Genomic DNA, 16,854 nt, shown 5'->3' on the forward strand with positions numbered 1-16,854 from the left:
ATACCCTTAGAAAAAACCATACCAAATTCGCAAACCTGTGTTAGTTAAATATTCTTCAGAGAGAAAGACTTAATGTATACCGTGCATCATCTTTCGCATCAAAGGAGCCAATACAAAGGCCAAAGCAGCACCACTGAGTACTACGAAAGCAATACTCTCGAACCCATCGGTATAGATTTGTAGTGAGACCAAAGGGTCAGCATCTTCGGCAGCTCCTCCCACAGCCAGCAGTTTACCCACTGCTCCGACGATTCTAAACGCAAAGGCAGAAGACAAGAACCATACGCCCATCATGAATCCCACGACTTTCTTGGGAGACAACTCCGTGACCTTAGACAAACCTACGGGCGACATAAATAACTCTCCCGTCGAGAACAGTAAATAGCCCAGCAATAAAAACCACATCGGTACTTTACCCAACTCATCTGCGAAACTGCCACTCCAGGCAAAAACAGCAAATCCTCCCCCTAAAAGCAACAGACCGAAGGCAAACTTGAATGGTGTGACAGGATTGGCTTTAATTTTGGACAACCTGACCCATATCCATGAAAATGGAACTGCCAAAGCTATAATATACAACGCAGTGATGGAGTTGGCCTGTGAGGCATTGATCCCTACCATGTTCACATTGCGAAGTGCAAATAATGTCAACGTACTTCCCGACAATTCATATCCACCCCAAAACATCGTCATAAACATCGTGAGCAGTACGATCACGAGTAGCTTTTCTTTCTCAGGCCTACTGACCTGAGCCATCGTACTAAAGATCACTCCCAGTATCACGATCAATATCGCATAAAATATATATTCGACAATCTGTCCTTCATAGTGAAAAGTACCCAACAGTGGCAAGGTCATTTCTCCATAGTACATGATCACAGCAATCATAGGTACCAGTACTGTAGCGATGATCGGGACCCAATGTTTAATATGTAAACCTGCAACTGACTTGCTCAGATAAGCCTCATCCGGTGCATAACCATGTGATCCAAACACGCCAGTCTTCAAGCCAGACTGAAATACAATCACACCTGCTAACATACCGATACCTGCCGCACCGAAACCATAGTGCCAACCATAGGCCATCCCTAACCAACCACATAGAAGCGGTGCGACGAATGCCCCTAGATTGATCCCCATATAGAAGATCGTAAAACCTGAGTCCCTACGTTTATCTCCTTCTGTATAGAGTGCTCCGACAAAAGATGAGATATTTGGTTTGAAGAGACCATTGCCTACGATCAACAAAGCCAAGGCCAAGAAAAAGCAGATTTGATTATCAAAGGCTAGAACGAAATGTCCCAGTGCCATCGCTATACCACCTAGCAATATCGCTCTACGGTAGCCCAACAGGCGATCAGCCAACATACCTCCGATCACAGGCGTTGCATACACGAGTGCCCCATAGGCCGCATAGATCGTAGACGCGATCGCATCACGTTCGACCAATGATCGGTAAACCTCCTCGGTCATATAGACCATCAGCAGTGCACGCATGCCGTAGAAACTAAATCGCTCCCATAGTTCTGCAAAAAAAAGGTAAAACAACCCTTTTGGATGCCCCATCAGCTGGGGAGTTTCATGTGCATTCGCCTCGTTCATCGTCATAATCATTTTTTGGTTTGCTAATATATACAATCAAGTCTGATGGTTAGACATTGTACATATAGTTCTTATTATTTCACATATTCCCTTCCTCAAAAAAGGAAAGATTACAGCTATCAATCTAAAGTGGCGTGCATACAAAATCTGATCAGGAAATGTACGACCACAAACCCGCGGGGACTTGAATGTAAACCTGCGCGGGTTTACCGTCAAATCTGCGCAGGTCTGAGTGTAAACCTGCGCAGGCTTTAGCTCAAACCCGCGCAGGTTATGGACACCCATAACAATGGTCCTGAAAAGGATATAATGATGGTATAAACAGAATAACCTAACAACAAAAAAGGCAAAGAATACCTCTTCACCTTTTTTGTTGTTATAAATCAAGAGCACTATTGAATGCCGCTTTCTTCGATCATCTGACCACTGAGTGTACCTGTCAATGAGATAAACTCTACACGTCGGTTCTCCGCTTTACCTGCTGATGTAGCATTGGTCGCGATAGGTTTAGACTCTCCCCATCCTTGGGTATATAGCCTTGCTTCAGAGATACCAAACTTAATCAAGGCATCCTTGATCGCCTCAGAGCGTCTCTCTGACAAGGATTGATTGGACTCCTCTGTTCCGTCACTATCCGTGTGTCCATCGATTCGGAATACCAAATCTGGATGTTCCTTCATCAAGGTAGCAATTCTATTCACTACGATAAATGACTCAGGCTTAAGTGTTGTCTTTCCAATATCAAACTGGATTCCCCTGGTGACAAATTTACCATTGGTAACAATCTGCTCATACAAGTTCAGCGCATCATCATCCAATGGACTGATTTCACATCCATTGCTATCAGAGATATTGACAGTGTATTTACCCAAGATCAAGTTTTGAATATCCTGCGTCGTTGCGCCATTGCTCCACTCATACTGATAAGGCTCTACCCCACCATAGACTGAGATAAAGATGGCTCCACTCTGATCCCCACAACACTTGACATTGTGAACCGAGTCGATCTTCATTCTCAGTTCATCAGGTTGGTTCACGAAAGCATTGATGGTGTTCAAACATCCATTGGCATCTGTCACCATCACAGAGTAGTTGTCCGCTTTGACCCCCAAGATATCCTCTGTAACTGCTCCATTGCTCCACGCATAAGCGTAAGGTTCTACCCCTCCACTTACGTCTATTTTCACCTCTCCAGTCTCATCATCAAAACACTTCACATCTTTGACATCCGTCAAATTGGACACAAACAGAGTAGGCTGTTCGATGGTGGCTTCTAGGTGATTGACACAACCGTTGGCTTGCGTGATCTTCAGTTCATAATGCCCCGCTACCAAACCTGTAATGTCTGCCGTTTTCTCACCATTGCTCCATTCAAAATCATAGGGCCCGACACCCTCCAGTGCTGTGACATATATAGATCCTGTACTATCTCCGTGACACTGTATATCGGTAATCGCATCAATCGTATGTATCAACTTGACAGGTTGCTCTATAGTTGTTTTGATCACCGATGAACAACCATTTGCATCCGTCACAGTGACATCATAATCTCCCGCCAAAGCATCTTGAAGATACGGTGTATTCACGCCATTGTCCCAGTGATAGGTATAGGGTTCTACACCTCCTTTTACTGCTACACTGGCATAACCCGTTTCATCTCCATAACAGTTAACATTAGATACAGAGTCTATGCGCAATACTAGTAGCTGAGGTTCTTCAACTTTTGCGGTCAACTTCTGGATACAACCATTGGCATCCTTGACATTGACACTGTACTCGTCGGCGATTACATTGACCAGGTCTTCAGTGTGCGCACCATTGCTCCAAGCGTATTGGTATGGCGTAACACCTCCACTGACTGTAATATCTACCAAGCCCTTCTCATCGTCTTTGCAAAGATTGTTTTGTATGGTATCCAGTGCCAACACCAGCTGTGCGGGCTGTAGCACCTGCGCTTGAATCTCTCCGACACATCCTTTGGCATCCGTGACGGCTAGTGAATATTGCCCTGCTACCACTTTTTTCAAATCTTGGCTGGTCTCACCACTACTCCATTTGTAGTTGAATGGTGCTGATCCTCCTTGGACGTCTATGCTAACGTTACCCTTTTGGTCTCCAAAACATGCGACATTGTCAATCGAAGCTATGCTCACCTTCATTTCTTCTGGTTCGGCGATCGTCGCTTCTAAAGTCTGTTGACAACCTAAAGAATCACGAATAATAACGTCATATACACCTGCGGAAAGATTTGATATATCCTGGATGCTATCTCCGTTGCTCCAGCTATAGGTATAGCTTCCAAACCCACCATACACATCTAGTGACACAGAGCCTTTTTTCTCTCCGAAGCAACTGTTGTCAACCACTTCTGTGATTTTAGCAACTAAAGCTGGTGGTTCGGAAATGACCGTACTCAATCCAACGACACAACCGTTGGCATCATAAATCTTGACAGAGTACTCTCCTGCGATTACTTCTGTAAGGTTCTGGGTTTTCTCTCCATTGCTCCAGCTGTATCTATAGGGCTCCACACCACCTAACACCTCGATCCTGACAGCCCCTTTATTATCTCCGTGACATTTGACGTTTTCTACGTCAACTATTTTAGCCACTAATTCATTAGGCTGAGCTATCTCTATGGTTTTAGATTTCTCACATCCATTCCGATCTGTTACCACAAAATCATAGCTACCAGCGGGGATATTCTTCAAATCTTGGCTAGTTGCACCATGGCTCCAGCTATAGGTATAAGGCTCCTGCCCTCCAGTGATCGTGAGTGCCACCGAACCTGTCTCAGCTCCGTAGCATAGTACATTCTTGACATCATCTACGATGATATTGATAGGCACTGGTTCAGATATTTTAGAAGTCACTACCTCCCTGTGATTGTTGGCATCAATGACAGTCAAGGCATAGTCCCCTGCCGGTACATTGGACAAATTCTGGATACTATCCCCATGATTCCACTCGAATCTATAGGGTCTCACTCCCCCTGTCACGTTGACATTGATAGCTCCAGTACTTTCTCCACTACAGGCAATATTGACCACCGACAAAATAGATAATTTCAATGCTGGTGGCTGCTTCACATTCATATTGAGTGATGCTTGGCACCCTTGATTATCAACAATATTCACGGAATAATTACCCGCTTGTATTTTTGAAATATCTTGAGTCTTAGCTCCATTACTCCAACTGTATACATAAGGTGCTACACCGCCTGTCACGTTGATATCTATGGCACCACTGCTGATTCCATAATTCATCACATTCGTCACACTTACAATTTGAGCATTCAGTTTTTCTGGTTCAGTAATCGTCACAGAGATGTGTGAGTCTGTACACCCGTTGGCATCCGTGATTTGAACTGAATAGGTTCCTTGCGGCACATTGGTCAAGTCTTGAGATACCGCCCCATTGCTCCATTGGTATGCATAAGGTGTAACTCCACCATTGACAGTGATGTTTATATTACCATCATACCCTCCAAAACAAGACACATTGGTAGACTCTACCAATGCACTAGTCAACAGCATCGGTTCTGTAATCTCAGTCGCTAACTCCTGAATACATCCATTGGCATCCGTTATTTTGACAGAGTACTTCCCTGCAGATAGGTTGGAAAGATTTTGTGTAATCGCTCCGTTGCTCCATGCGAATACATAAGGCTGAATTCCTCCTCTGACATTGAGTGTAATGGCTCCCTCGTCATCTCCATTACATTTGATATGCTCTACTGACAACAAACTAGCTAAAAATGGCTTAGGTTGTTTCACTTCTGTAGATGCAGTCTTGGTACAACCATGCGCATCGGTCACGGTCAGTGTGTATTTGCCTGCACCTAAACCCGAAATATCCTCTGTGGTTTCTCCATTGCTCCAGCTATAATCGTATGGAGCTACACCACCTTTGACAGATACTTGGATCAACCCCGTATTGTCGCCATTACAAAGTACGTGTCCAACTGTATCCAATTTCATCAGCAATACCTCAGGCTCTTTGATTTGCGCCTGTAGTACATTTTTACATCCGTTTCCTTCTGAGATTTCAACAGAATAATTACCTGCAGAAACCCCTACAAGATCCTGAGTAGTCGCTCCATTATTCCAGCTGTACACATACGGCCCTACTCCCCCAATAATAGAAATGTCTATTGCACCACTGTTATCGCCATGGCAACTTAAATCAGTGACTTCATTGACTGTATAAATCACTTCGGACGGCTGTCTAATGGTTGAATTAATCAATTCTGTACATCCGTTGGCATCTGTCACTGTCAACTTATAAGTTCCCGCAGGAATATTGGTGATATCTTGAGATGAAGCGCCATTGCTCCAAGTATAGGTGTAAGGCTGAACCCCTCCGCTAACGCGAACGTTGATAGCACCCGTACTCTGTCCAAAACATTTGACATGGACCTCAGACTCTAAGATGGCAATAAATCTAGATGGCTGAGAAATCATCACATCTTTGATATCAGAACAGCCATTGGCATCTGTAACCACTACAGAGTATTGGCCAGCTTTGAGACCTTTGATATCCTGTGTCACAGCTTCATTGCTCCACATATATTTGTATGGTGCTACTCCACCTTGAACAGTAAGATCGATGGCACCACTGGACTCACCATAACACAGTATGTTAGTCACATCGATACCAACTTCCAACAATGGCTTCTCTTCGACATAAGCAGACAGTTCATCGGTACAACCATTGCTATCTATGATTTCGACCTTGTATTCACCCGCCTTCAAATCCGTCACATCTTGTGATGTAGCTCCTGTACTCCAGCGGTACTTGTAAGGTGTTTCACCACCCGATACATCAATATTAATTTCACCATTGCTCTCCCCAAAACACAAGTTATCTACCGTTCCAGATAGAGACGATATTAACTTGGTTGGTGAGGTTAGCTCTTTGGCGTATTTGACCTGACAGCCATTGGCATCTGTGATAGTCACAGAATAATCTCCTGCTTTTAAGTTCGCTATGTTTTGAGTAGAGTCTCCCGTGTTCCAGAGGTATTTATAGGGCAGTTCCCCTCCTGATATGTTTAAATTGATCTGACCTGTATTGTTGCCAAAACAATCAATATTCTTTACTTCCCCTTCTCTAACTACAAGCAACTCAGGTTGAGTCAGTTTTGTTTTCACGGATTTAATGCATCCATTGGCATCTGTGACAGTTACCTGATAGTCACCTGTCTTCACGCCACTTATATTTTGGGTTTTAGCTCCATTGCTCCATTCGAATTGATATGGAGTCGCTCCACCAGTGACAGTAATATCAACAGAACCTGAAGCATCATCGTAGCATAGGATATCAACTGTATTTTCTATATTGACAATCAATTCATCGGGTTGAGTAATAGAAGCAGACAATTCCAACTGACACCTATTGGCATCCATGATAGTCACAGAATAATCTCCTGCTTGCACGTCTATGATATCTTGTGAAATCATACCATTTCCCCAGTGATATTTGTAAGGTTCTACCCCACCTTTCACTTCAATATCAATCTCTCCTCTATTCTCTCCATTACAAAGAATGTTCTTTACAGAAACAACAGACGCTTCAAACAACTCAGGTTGTCTAAGCACAGTATCAATTTCAATCTTGTGATTGTTGGCATCCGTAATGACCACTGAGTATTTCCCTGCTTTCAGCCCACTAATATCTTCTGTAGTACTCCCGTTGTTCCACAAAAATGAATATGGCTTCACTCCACCGTAAACATAGATGGATACCTCCCCTGATTCATCTCCATTACACTTGATATCGACTGCCTTATCGATTCTAGCATTTAGGGCGGATGGTTGACCTATCGTTACATTGATGATTTTGCTACAACCCGTAGCATCAGAGACCCTCACATTGTAGTTACCAGAGTTCAGTCCTTCTACATCTTGTGTCAAACTACCGTTATTCCACTTGTACTTATACGGCGCTACACCGCCTGTCACATCTATATCGATTGCACCATCAAGACCTCCGTAGTAAGATACGTCACTAGAAGACACCAATGTCACTAGCAGGTTTTCTGGCTGGGTGATCTCTACAGACACACTCTCTTTACAGCCATTTTTATCACTTACTTCTACGGCGTATGATCCTGCTTTCACTCCAGCTATATCCTGTGTTTCGGCACCCGTATTCCATTTGTAATCATAAGGGAATACCCCTCCATCTACTTTGACATTGATAGACCCCCCATTATCGCCATAGCACCTTACATTGTTGATTCGGTCAAAACCAATAGTCAACAATTCTGGCTCTAGGACTTTCGTCGTAGATACTTCTGTACATCCCTGCGAATCTTTAACAAGCACTTCATACTCTCCGGCTTTCAGATCCTTTAGATCTTCTGTAGATGCTCCGTTACTCCAACTATAAGTATAAGGAGGACTACCCCCTTGTACAGATATATCTACCTCTCCTGTTTGATCTCCATTACATAATATATTCTTCACATCGTCAATCGACCTGACGATGAGCGGTTTTTCATCTATAAAGCCCCTGACTATTTCTTGACAGTTGTTAGCGTCTGTCACCAACACTGAATACTCACCCGAAATAACTCCCTTGAGATCTTGTGTCTTCGCGCCATTGCTCCAGTTGTAGGTATAGGGCGCTACTCCCCCTTCTACCTCAATATCAATTTCTCCCTGATTGTAGCCGTAGCACAGAATATCCTTTACTTCGACTATTCTCGGCAACATTTTTTGCGGTTGCTTTACCACGACTGTCAGCGTATCACTACAGCTAAAGTTGTCATAAACGGCTACTTTATACTCTCCTGCTTCGAGTGCTGCCACATCTTGTGTGGTGCTCCCATTGCTCCAGAAATACTGATAAGGTGGGAACCCTCCCTCTGCAGAAATGTTGATAGCTCCCTTTGCCTCCCCATGACAAACGTTATCAGTAACTGCCTCTAAAGAAACAATGATTTTTGGCGATTGTGTAATAATAATCCCGACCCCCTTCTTTTTTGGAGGAGGGTCTTGTTCCTGTGCATATAGACTGGATATACCAAAAAGCAAAAAAACAATAAGTAGTAAATGGTTCTTAGTTCTCATGATGCTGCTGCTGATCAATAATTAGAAAGTGAGACATCCGGTGTAGTAACAAAATATTGACTACATCCAGTATTTTGTATAAATATTTAAACAATATGTCAGCAAATATACTCCAGAGCCATGCCTAATAATATTGGTATATCCCCCTATATTCTATCTAAGAGGTTTACTTAGTGACAGTAAATAAACTGTTTCAAAACACCCCAAAAACACCCCTTCCGCACTAATAATTAATGTACAAGCCATATACCTCTCGATAAAACACACCTACTATAGTACCCTTAATCAGAATCCATTTTAAGCCTTCGAAATTAAATATTTCAGCATGGTACTACACTGTAGATTACCGTTCAAAATTTGATATAAAATCATATGCGTAACAAACAACGTTTTATATAAAATACAATGAACGAAAAGCACAAAACAAACCTTACGTTTCCTTCTCGAACACTAACGATCACACGGGAATCGACTCTATCAGCTCGACTAGAGGTCTATGTAACACTCTATCACCACACCCGACGAGCCACAGATGCTATCCAAACCCAACATCAGAATATTGCCGAGAACAATATTGTAAACAAGTCATATTGTAGTTGAAATGTCTTTAGGAATAAGCAAGTAGTCTTATGGAGGATAGACAAATCCTCCTAACTTCGTACAGGAAACTATTGACATCCCTTATGAGTGATCTACTACAGCAGCCCATCAACCCTCGTTTCATCGAAGCACTTCCTGCCGATCCCATTGCAGCGAACTATCCACGACAGGTACATGGGGCATGCTATTCACGTGTAGAGACCAAAGCGCCTAGTCATCCTGAGATGATACACTATTCTCAGGTATTATTAGAAGAGTGGGGATTGAATATAGCCGATCAAGAGGAGTTTCTTCGAGTGGTGAGCGGTGCAAAGCCCTATCAGGATTTCATCCCCTATGCTATGTGCTATGGCGGGCATCAGTTTGGGCACTGGGCAGGACAACTCGGTGATGGTCGAGCCATCAATATAGCCGACATCCTAATCCATAATCAGCCCATGCAACTACAGCTGAAAGGTTCAGGACCAACACCTTACTCTAGAACTGCGGATGGTTTTGCGGTACTCCGGTCATCGATTAGAGAATATCTGTGTAGTGAAGCGATGCATCATTTGGGTGTCCCGACTACACGTGCCTTGTCTCTGGTCAAAACGGGTGATCTCGTCATGCGAGACATGCTCTACAACGGTAACCCTGCACAAGAGCAAGGAGCAGTCGTCTGCCGTACTGCACCTTCTTTTATCCGTTTTGGAAGCTTTCAGATATTTGCTTCACGAGGCGAGACAGAAGTCCTAAGACAGTTGGTCGATCACACCATAGAACAACACTTTCCTCATCTGGGTACTCCTTCTAAAGAAACCTACTTGGCGTTTTTCCAAGAAGTAGTGACCCGTACCAAAGACATGATCGTGCATTGGCAGAGAGTGGGTTTCGTACATGGAGTCATGAACACGGACAACCTATCGGTCCTCGGTCTCACAATAGACTATGGCCCATACGGATGGCTGGAAGACTATAACCCTAGCTGGACACCCAATACGACTGATGCACAGCAGAGCCGCTACCGATTTGGCAATCAACCCAACATCGCCGTATGGAATCTCATGCAGCTCGCCAATGCACTCTATCCGTTGATCGACGAAGCAGAGCCGCTACAGGAAATTTTAGACGGATACAAAGATGCTTACCTGACGGACTATCACCAGATGATGTGTGCTAAGATTGGGCTGGATCAAACAGAGAAAGTAGAAGAGACAATAATCACTCGCTTGACACAGTTGCTTGGTCAGTCGGAGCAAGATATGACTTTGTTTTTCAGAGAATTATCAGCCATTGATTCGAGTGACTGGACTACCTTTTGGCAAATGCTAGAACGAACCAGTTATATGAAAGCCCATGAGATGACTCCACTGCACACACAATGGGAGTCGTGGCATGCTAGTTATCGTGATTTGCTCCTAGCCGAAAACCAAGAGTCAAATGCTCGTCGTAAAAAAATGAATGCAGTCAATCCAAAATACGTCCTGCGCAACTACATGGCACAGCTCGCTATCGATGCAGCAGAGCAGGGAGACTATACGCTGGTAAACGAACTCTACCAAATGCTACGCCAACCCTACAACGAACAACCCCAGTATGAAAAGTGGTACACCAAACGCCCCGAATGGGCACGACATAAGGTCGGTTGTTCGATGCTTTCTTGTAGTTCATGAATGGTCGATGTGATGGGTAATGAGCCTCTGAAAGCAAGTATTTTACATCTTATCTGTTAGTATGCTGATCGTATCATATTATTGCATCGACGAATAATAACGGTCAATCCAATGATACAAAGCAAGGTAAAGTTGTCACATATCTCTATAGATGAGCTACTCGAAGAAGTGTGCGACGAATATCCAGACGCTAGCTATGATTACAAAAAACATCTGGTACAAATCAGTGAAGCCAATCACACCGTAGGATACATTCGTATACCACTGCATCTGTCAATAGATTCGTCACTTACCATCGCAGACGAAGAAACTACCGTACTGTATCTGACCATTGAATCTGGTAATGCTGCGATATGCATTATGCAAGGAACGCATCAAGTATTTCATACAACTTTCTCGTCTTACATGACTCGCAAGAAGCAAGGTTTCAGTCAGATCAAATACCTAAATAAGAAGGGAAAATCCAGAGCTGGTTCTAGAGTTCGATTGGCTTCCACCCTAGATTTTTTCGAAAACATCAATGCGACACTAACAGATTTGCTAGAGACTTTCGAAGTGGAGCGCATAGCCCTAGACTGCAACAAGACGCTGATACCTTATCTATACCAATCCTCGGTTGCTTGCCCTTTTGACAAAAAAGACACACGCCTGTATAAGATTCCGTTGCATATCCCTCAGTCCAATTTCACCAACCTGAAATCCACCATCAAAAAACTAGAGTCCCCAGTATTGTTTTGTAATGAAGCCTCGCAGACATCTCTCGAATATTTTTTTGGAGGTTTAAACTAAACTTGCTCAAAATAGATGTTGCAACATCTATTGAACTCAGTATTTCTTCGTAGTTTTATACCAAACTAAAAACACAACTACTATGAATTCAAAAATTAGTCTAGTACTCGCCATCGTAGCGACTGTCATCATGACATCATGCGGAGACAAAAAATCAAGTACTGAAACCACTACTACGGAAGAAGCATCCACAGCTGTAGCAGCTTCTTATACAGTAGACAAAGCAGCTTCTACAGTGGCCTGGTCAGGAGAAGTCGCCGGCGTATATGGTCACAACGGTGTAATCGAAATCGCAGAAGGCACCATCACTACAGCAGGAGACAGCATCTCTGGTGGTACGGTTGTAATCGACATGACGACTATCCAGCCATTAGACTCTGCATCTTACTCTGAGGAGCATCCTGCATCTGATTTGGTGGCTCATTTATCTACTGAAGATTTCTTCAAGGTTGAAGAAAATCCTACTTCTACATTCGTGATCAAAAGCCAAGAAGGCAGCGAGCTAGTCGGTGATTTGACTGTAAGAGGGATCACCAAAGAAGAAAAAGCGACAATCAAATCACTAGTAGTAACACCAGAAGGGTTGACTGCATCAGCTGAGTTGGTATTTGACCGTCAGGACTATGAGGTGAGCTGGGTTCACTACATGGAGGATATGATCCTATCAGACGACATCACCATCAAGTTGGATATCGTGGCTAAGCCATAATCCAACCACATAATAAACAATATGAAAACCGATCCTTTGGATCGGTTTTTTTGTTTGGGAGTATAAAACAAAAAAATCCCTAACCTATGCAGGTTAGGGATTGATTCTTGACATCTAATGTCTGCTTAATATTTGACAGGAACAGCTACGACTGTCTTGTCCCAAGCGAGTCTCATTACTGCGGACTTACCATCTAAATCTTCGAACTGAATCGAGAAAGCCTCGACTTCTTTTGACAGTTTACTCGATGGAACTTTAACTCTCAAGACCTCATATTTCTCTTGATAGCCAGCAGTGCCCCAGTAATCCAAATCCGTACTGACAATGATCGTCCACTCTTTAGCTCCAGGGATGGTAAACAGAGAGTAAGTCCCGGCTGCTAGTTTTTCACCTCCTATTGTGATGTCTTGGTAGGCCTTGAGTTCGGCTGCTTCATTGGCACCTGTTCTCCATACTTTGTCGTATGCTACTACATTACCAAAGACCTCACGACCTTTCTTTTGTGGTCTACTGTAGTAAACCTTGGCAACCGCTTTGTCATCTCCCGAGCGATCATGAGCAAAGTTATCTGGCAGATATGCCACGTCCATCGGACTCTTGTCTATTGATCTGAAAGATTGTGCTGACGCGACTGATACAGTTGCGCTTAGAAGTACTAAAGAAAATAATAAGTTTTTCATTGTGATTGTTATTTGTGATAAAGATTACTGCTTATGCAGTCTGAATTGTAACGGGAATTAATTCAAGGAAGTTGTATTAGTCACAAGCTTTCCAAGAACACATAAACATAACACAAATTAACATAAAACATTCTAAGTGGTATTTCGTGTAAAGAGTCTATGCAACAGCAGATCAAATCAGAACTCACCAAGCAACTCATCATCGACAGTGCATTCAAACTGTTTTATGAGAATGGGGTCAAAACAACTAGCATTGATCAAATCATGAAAGCTAGCAAGCTATCCAAAGGAGCCTTTTACCATCATTACAAAAACAAAAAGGAGTTAGGACTGGAAGTCATCGGATTAAAAATACAGAAACGAGTCTATGAAGGAATGATACGTCCATTGTATGAAACAGGCCATGCACTCAAAATACTAGAATCCACCTTTATGAACCGTATAAAGTCATTTCCTTTCTATGACAAACAACATGGGTGCCCCATGAACAACCTCATCAATGAAATAGGAGATCATGAGTCTGCCTATCAGTCTGCCCTCAAAAACATCATAGAACAATGGAAAGCAGCACTTGTTGATTTGATCGAAAGAGGCAAAAAAGAAAATGAAATCAATAAAAATGTCTCGAGTCAAGCCGTAGCAGTGTATTTGATCAGTGCATTTGAAGGCATACGAGGCATTCGAAAACTATATAACAATGACACCATACTGGAGGAGTACATTACTGGCCTCTCCATCTATTTCAAACATCTAGAAAGCTAATTTTTTTACCTAAAAACATTCATAACAGAATGTTTTATAAAACAACAAGAATAATGAATAGAAACAGAAGAGAATTTGCCAAGAAAACCGCCCTTTTCGGCTTGGCTAGTGCGGTCATTCCACAGGTAGGTTTAGCCTCCAACAGCCCTAAAAACAAGACCCGATTTGCTTCAGAAACCAGACCTAAAGTACTATTTTTTGATGTCAACGAAACATTGCTTGATCTTACAGCCATGAAAAAAAGTGTCGGCAAAGCACTCGGAGACAGAAGTGACTTACTGCCGCTTTGGTTTACGACGATGTTGCAGTATTCTTTAGTCTCTACGGTAGGTAGACAATACAATGACTTTGGTTTGATTGGTGCAGCTGCATTGCAAATGGTAGCAGCTAACCACGACATCAGCATATCTGAAAGTGAAGCAAAAGAAGCCATCCTGACTCCTATCCGGTCTCTACCAGCCCATACGGAAGTGAAAGCGGCCTTGAAACAATTGAAAGATGCAGGCTACAAACTGGTCTCCTTTACCAACTCGTCCAACAAAGGAGTCTCCACTCAGTTTCAAAATGCTGGACTTACGGAGTTCTTTGAAGAGCGATTGAGTGTCGAGGACATAGGGAAATTCAAGCCACATGCGGACGCTTATGATTGGGCTGCTCGAAAAATGGGAGTAAAACCCGAAGAATGTATGTTAATCGCCGCGCACGGCTGGGATATAGCTGGTGCACTCTGGGCCAACTGGAGAGGTGCATTCATCGGTAGACCCGGAGCACAGTTGTATCCATTGGCTCCCAAACCCGAAATCGCAGTATCAAATCTAACCTTAGTAGCACAACAATTAGTCGCTTTAAAATAGTAATACAAACATGACAAAAATCAAATTCTACATGCTAAGCGCATACATCCTTTTATTAGCTAGTTGCTCGAATTCCAAAAAAAATGAGCAATCACAAACAGTGAAGACCGAAGAAATGGATAACATCGAAGAAAAAAGTACAGAAAGACCTTTGGAAAAGGTTCTAAACGCGCGTAAAGAGAACTTCCTCAAAAACGCCGACGAGACGAAAAAGAAAATGAGTGCTGCGGGTTTAGCATCTATAGAAGAAAGTAAGATCACCGAAAATGCACTACAAGTAGGTGATACCGCCATCAATTTCGAATTACCCAATGCATCGGGCAACTCCATCACGCTCTACGACAAACTACAGGATGGTCCTGTCATATTGATGTGGTACCGTGGTGGATGGTGCCCTTATTGCAATTTGACGCTACGTCATATGCAAGAATCACTACCTGAGTTCAAGAAATACGGTGCAGACCTATTCGCAATATCTCCACAACTACCCGACAGTTCAATTACTACCAAAGAAAAAAACGAACTGGAGTTTGAAGTACTAAGTGATGTGGGCAATCACGTAGCAGGCCAGTACAAAGTCGTGTATAAACTGACTGAAGCACTCGCCAACAAGTACGAAAATGGATTTGGACTGAGTACTTACAACGGGGATCAGAGTGGAGAACTACCCATAGCCGCTACCTACATCATCGGACAAGACAAAGTAATCAAGTATGCCTTTCTCGATGCAGACTACAGAAACAGAGCAGAGCCTCAGGATCTCATCGAAATATTAAAAGGAATGTAATGAGAAGGATCATAGACCAAATACTCAACATCTTTGTAATCTTAGCCATGGCATTTTTTGCCATGCCTAAGTTACTCGGCAAACCCAGAAGCATCGCAGGGTTTGAACAATTCGAAAAGGTATTGCAGAGTTAGGAATGGCATCTATGATACTCGTTTTCGCGATCAACAAGAACAAGAATCTCGGGAAGATAGCTTATGCGTTCTTGCTCATCACCATGATCACAGCCTTGGCTCTAGAATTCTTCGTCAGACCCGAGCCTAAAAACATGCTCGTCATCCTTGCAATTATATTGACATCCATCTCAGGTTACAAACTAAATCTTACAAAATGAACACCATGCAATTAGACAACAAAGTCATCATCGTCACGGGATCCTCTCGTGGAATAGGCAAAGAGACCGCTTTGCTTTTGGCTGCCCATGGCGCCAAAGTAGTCATCAACCATTCCAACAGTGAAGCTGATGCTCAAGCGACCGTAGATGAGATCTCCCAACTAGGAGGCACTGCGCTAGCCATCAAAGCTGACGTGAGCCAAAGAGAAGAGGCTGCCCTCCTATTTGACGGTACGATAGCAGTCTATGGCCAAGTAGATGTACTGGTAAACAACGCTGGCGTCATGGTCTCCAAAAAGCTAAAAGACAACACACAAGAGGATTTCAACAGGCAGTTTGATGTCAACGTCAGAGGAATCTTCAATATGCTCCAAGAGGCTGACAGTAAATTGGCTGACCATGGCAACATCATCAATTTTTCGTCTAGTACCGTGAAGTTGATGTTCCCAACTTACGCACTATACTCTGCATCCAAAGCGGCAGTTGAGCAAATGACACGTGTGTTTTCGAAGGAAATAGGCAGAGGTATTTCTGTCAATGCATTGGCGCCTGGAGCCACAGAGACCGAGCTATTCATGACCGGGAAATCACAAGAAACTATGGACAAACTCAGCGCCATGAATGCCTTTAATCGATTGGCAAAACCAATAGATATCGCAAGAGTCGTATTGTTCTTGGCGAGCGATGCGTCCAAATGGATTTCGGGTCAAGTGATTGGTGCCAATGGTGCTTTGGTCTAAAAGAGCCATTTTTATCACTCTTAGAGATAGCAGCTAATAAACAATTGATATGGCGTTGATTTGGCTTGTGTGCCACACGTTAAGGAAGAGGAATTTGCTATGCTGAAAGGTATATATGGTGAGAGTCGGCACCTTGGAAACTTTTCTTCCTCTTTTAGGGATCCTATCAAGAAAACAGATATGAACGAATAATAACTAACCCTATACGAATATGTTTTTAAACCCGACACTTATTCAAAGCTCGGGAATCTAAATAAGGGAAATCGTAA

12 protein-coding genes are annotated in these 16,854 nt (G+C 43.1%); 9 read left to right on the forward strand and 3 right to left on the reverse strand.

The window, feature by feature from the left end:
- Window positions 1-69: 69 nt before the first annotated feature.
- Both BUB99_RS01305 and BUB99_RS20175 read right to left on the reverse strand, forming a co-directional pair.
- Window positions 70-1,608: a peptide MFS transporter gene (locus tag BUB99_RS01305; protein ID WP_245816770.1), complete on the reverse strand. Its 1,539-nt coding sequence runs from the start codon at window positions 1,606-1,608 to the stop codon at window positions 70-72.
- A 386-nt stretch (window positions 1,609-1,994) separates the two neighbouring features.
- On the reverse strand, window positions 1,995-8,678 hold the full coding sequence (locus BUB99_RS20175) for an OmpA family protein (protein ID WP_139280845.1): 6,684 nt from the start codon (window positions 8,676-8,678) through the stop codon (window positions 1,995-1,997).
- A 683-nt stretch (window positions 8,679-9,361) separates the two neighbouring features.
- Here BUB99_RS20175 and BUB99_RS01315 point away from each other — a divergent pair.
- The 3 genes from BUB99_RS01315 to BUB99_RS01325 all read left to right on the forward strand — a co-directional run bounded on the left by BUB99_RS01315 (window position 9,362) and on the right by BUB99_RS01325 (window position 12,428).
- Complete coding sequence (locus BUB99_RS01315) at window positions 9,362-10,930, forward strand: protein adenylyltransferase SelO (protein WP_073118733.1); 1,569 nt, start codon at window positions 9,362-9,364, stop codon at window positions 10,928-10,930.
- 111 nt (window positions 10,931-11,041) lie between these two features.
- The gene (locus tag BUB99_RS01320; protein WP_073118735.1) at window positions 11,042-11,719 is read left to right on the forward strand and encodes a hypothetical protein; all 678 of its coding nucleotides are present in this window, start codon (window positions 11,042-11,044) and stop codon (window positions 11,717-11,719) included.
- A gap of 82 nt (window positions 11,720-11,801) precedes the next feature.
- Window positions 11,802-12,428, forward strand: coding sequence for a YceI family protein (locus BUB99_RS01325; protein ID WP_073118737.1), 627 nt, complete (start codon window positions 11,802-11,804; stop codon window positions 12,426-12,428).
- Window positions 12,429-12,553: 125 nt separating this feature from the next.
- Here BUB99_RS01325 and BUB99_RS01330 read toward each other — a convergent pair whose 3' ends face one another.
- Window positions 12,554-13,108 carry a DUF2911 domain-containing protein gene (locus BUB99_RS01330; RefSeq protein ID WP_073118739.1) on the reverse strand — a complete coding sequence of 185 codons (555 nt, stop codon included), beginning with the start codon at window positions 13,106-13,108 and terminating at the stop codon, window positions 12,554-12,556.
- A 159-nt stretch (window positions 13,109-13,267) separates the two neighbouring features.
- On the opposite strand from BUB99_RS01330, the gene BUB99_RS01335 reads away from it, so the two are divergent.
- From BUB99_RS01335 to BUB99_RS01355, 6 genes are read left to right on the forward strand one after another with little or no spacing between them, the layout of a single operon-like run.
- Window positions 13,268-13,870, forward strand: coding sequence for a TetR/AcrR family transcriptional regulator (locus BUB99_RS01335; protein WP_073118741.1), 603 nt, complete (start codon window positions 13,268-13,270; stop codon window positions 13,868-13,870).
- Window positions 13,871-13,923: 53 nt separating this feature from the next.
- Window positions 13,924-14,724 (forward strand): haloacid dehalogenase type II, encoded by an 801-nt coding sequence (locus BUB99_RS01340; protein WP_139280846.1) that lies wholly within the window; start codon window positions 13,924-13,926, stop codon window positions 14,722-14,724.
- A gap of 10 nt (window positions 14,725-14,734) precedes the next feature.
- A complete protein-coding gene (locus BUB99_RS01345; RefSeq protein WP_245816771.1) occupies window positions 14,735-15,511 on the forward strand; it encodes a peroxiredoxin-like family protein in 777 nt (258 codons plus the stop codon).
- Window positions 15,511-15,645, forward strand: coding sequence for a hypothetical protein (locus tag BUB99_RS20655; protein ID WP_262501854.1), 135 nt, complete (start codon window positions 15,511-15,513; stop codon window positions 15,643-15,645). Before BUB99_RS01345 ends, BUB99_RS20655 begins: the two co-directional genes overlap by 1 nt.
- A gap of 11 nt (window positions 15,646-15,656) precedes the next feature.
- Entirely contained in the window at window positions 15,657-15,845 is a 189-nt protein-coding gene (locus BUB99_RS01350) for a hypothetical protein (RefSeq protein ID WP_139280847.1), read from the forward strand.
- 5 nt (window positions 15,846-15,850) lie between these two features.
- Window positions 15,851-16,585 (forward strand): SDR family oxidoreductase, encoded by a 735-nt coding sequence (locus BUB99_RS01355; RefSeq protein WP_073120508.1) that lies wholly within the window; start codon window positions 15,851-15,853, stop codon window positions 16,583-16,585.
- Window positions 16,586-16,854 lie beyond the last annotated feature (269 nt).

The organism is Reichenbachiella agariperforans (assembly GCF_900142205.1).
Lineage (GTDB): Bacteria > Bacteroidota > Bacteroidia > Cytophagales > Cyclobacteriaceae > Reichenbachiella > Reichenbachiella agariperforans.

Coding starts and splice junctions, on each gene's coding strand:
- BUB99_RS01325 (WP_073118737.1), top strand. CDS start 11,802: ATGAATTCAAAAATTAGTCTAGTACTCGCCATCGTAGCGACTGTCATC.
- BUB99_RS01305 (WP_245816770.1), bottom strand. CDS start 1,608: ATGACGATGAACGAGGCGAATGCACATGAAACTCCCCAGCTGATGGGG.
- BUB99_RS01350 (WP_139280847.1), top strand. CDS start 15,657: ATGATACTCGTTTTCGCGATCAACAAGAACAAGAATCTCGGGAAGATA.
- BUB99_RS01355 (WP_073120508.1), top strand. CDS start 15,851: ATGCAATTAGACAACAAAGTCATCATCGTCACGGGATCCTCTCGTGGA.
- BUB99_RS20655 (WP_262501854.1), top strand. CDS start 15,511: ATGAGAAGGATCATAGACCAAATACTCAACATCTTTGTAATCTTAGCC.
- BUB99_RS01335 (WP_073118741.1), top strand. CDS start 13,268: ATGCAACAGCAGATCAAATCAGAACTCACCAAGCAACTCATCATCGAC.
- BUB99_RS01345 (WP_245816771.1), top strand. CDS start 14,735: ATGACAAAAATCAAATTCTACATGCTAAGCGCATACATCCTTTTATTA.
- BUB99_RS01315 (WP_073118733.1), top strand. CDS start 9,362: ATGAGTGATCTACTACAGCAGCCCATCAACCCTCGTTTCATCGAAGCA.
- BUB99_RS20175 (WP_139280845.1), bottom strand. CDS start 8,678: ATGAGAACTAAGAACCATTTACTACTTATTGTTTTTTTGCTTTTTGGT.
- BUB99_RS01340 (WP_139280846.1), top strand. CDS start 13,924: ATGAATAGAAACAGAAGAGAATTTGCCAAGAAAACCGCCCTTTTCGGC.
- BUB99_RS01320 (WP_073118735.1), top strand. CDS start 11,042: ATGATACAAAGCAAGGTAAAGTTGTCACATATCTCTATAGATGAGCTA.
- BUB99_RS01330 (WP_073118739.1), bottom strand. CDS start 13,108: ATGAAAAACTTATTATTTTCTTTAGTACTTCTAAGCGCAACTGTATCA.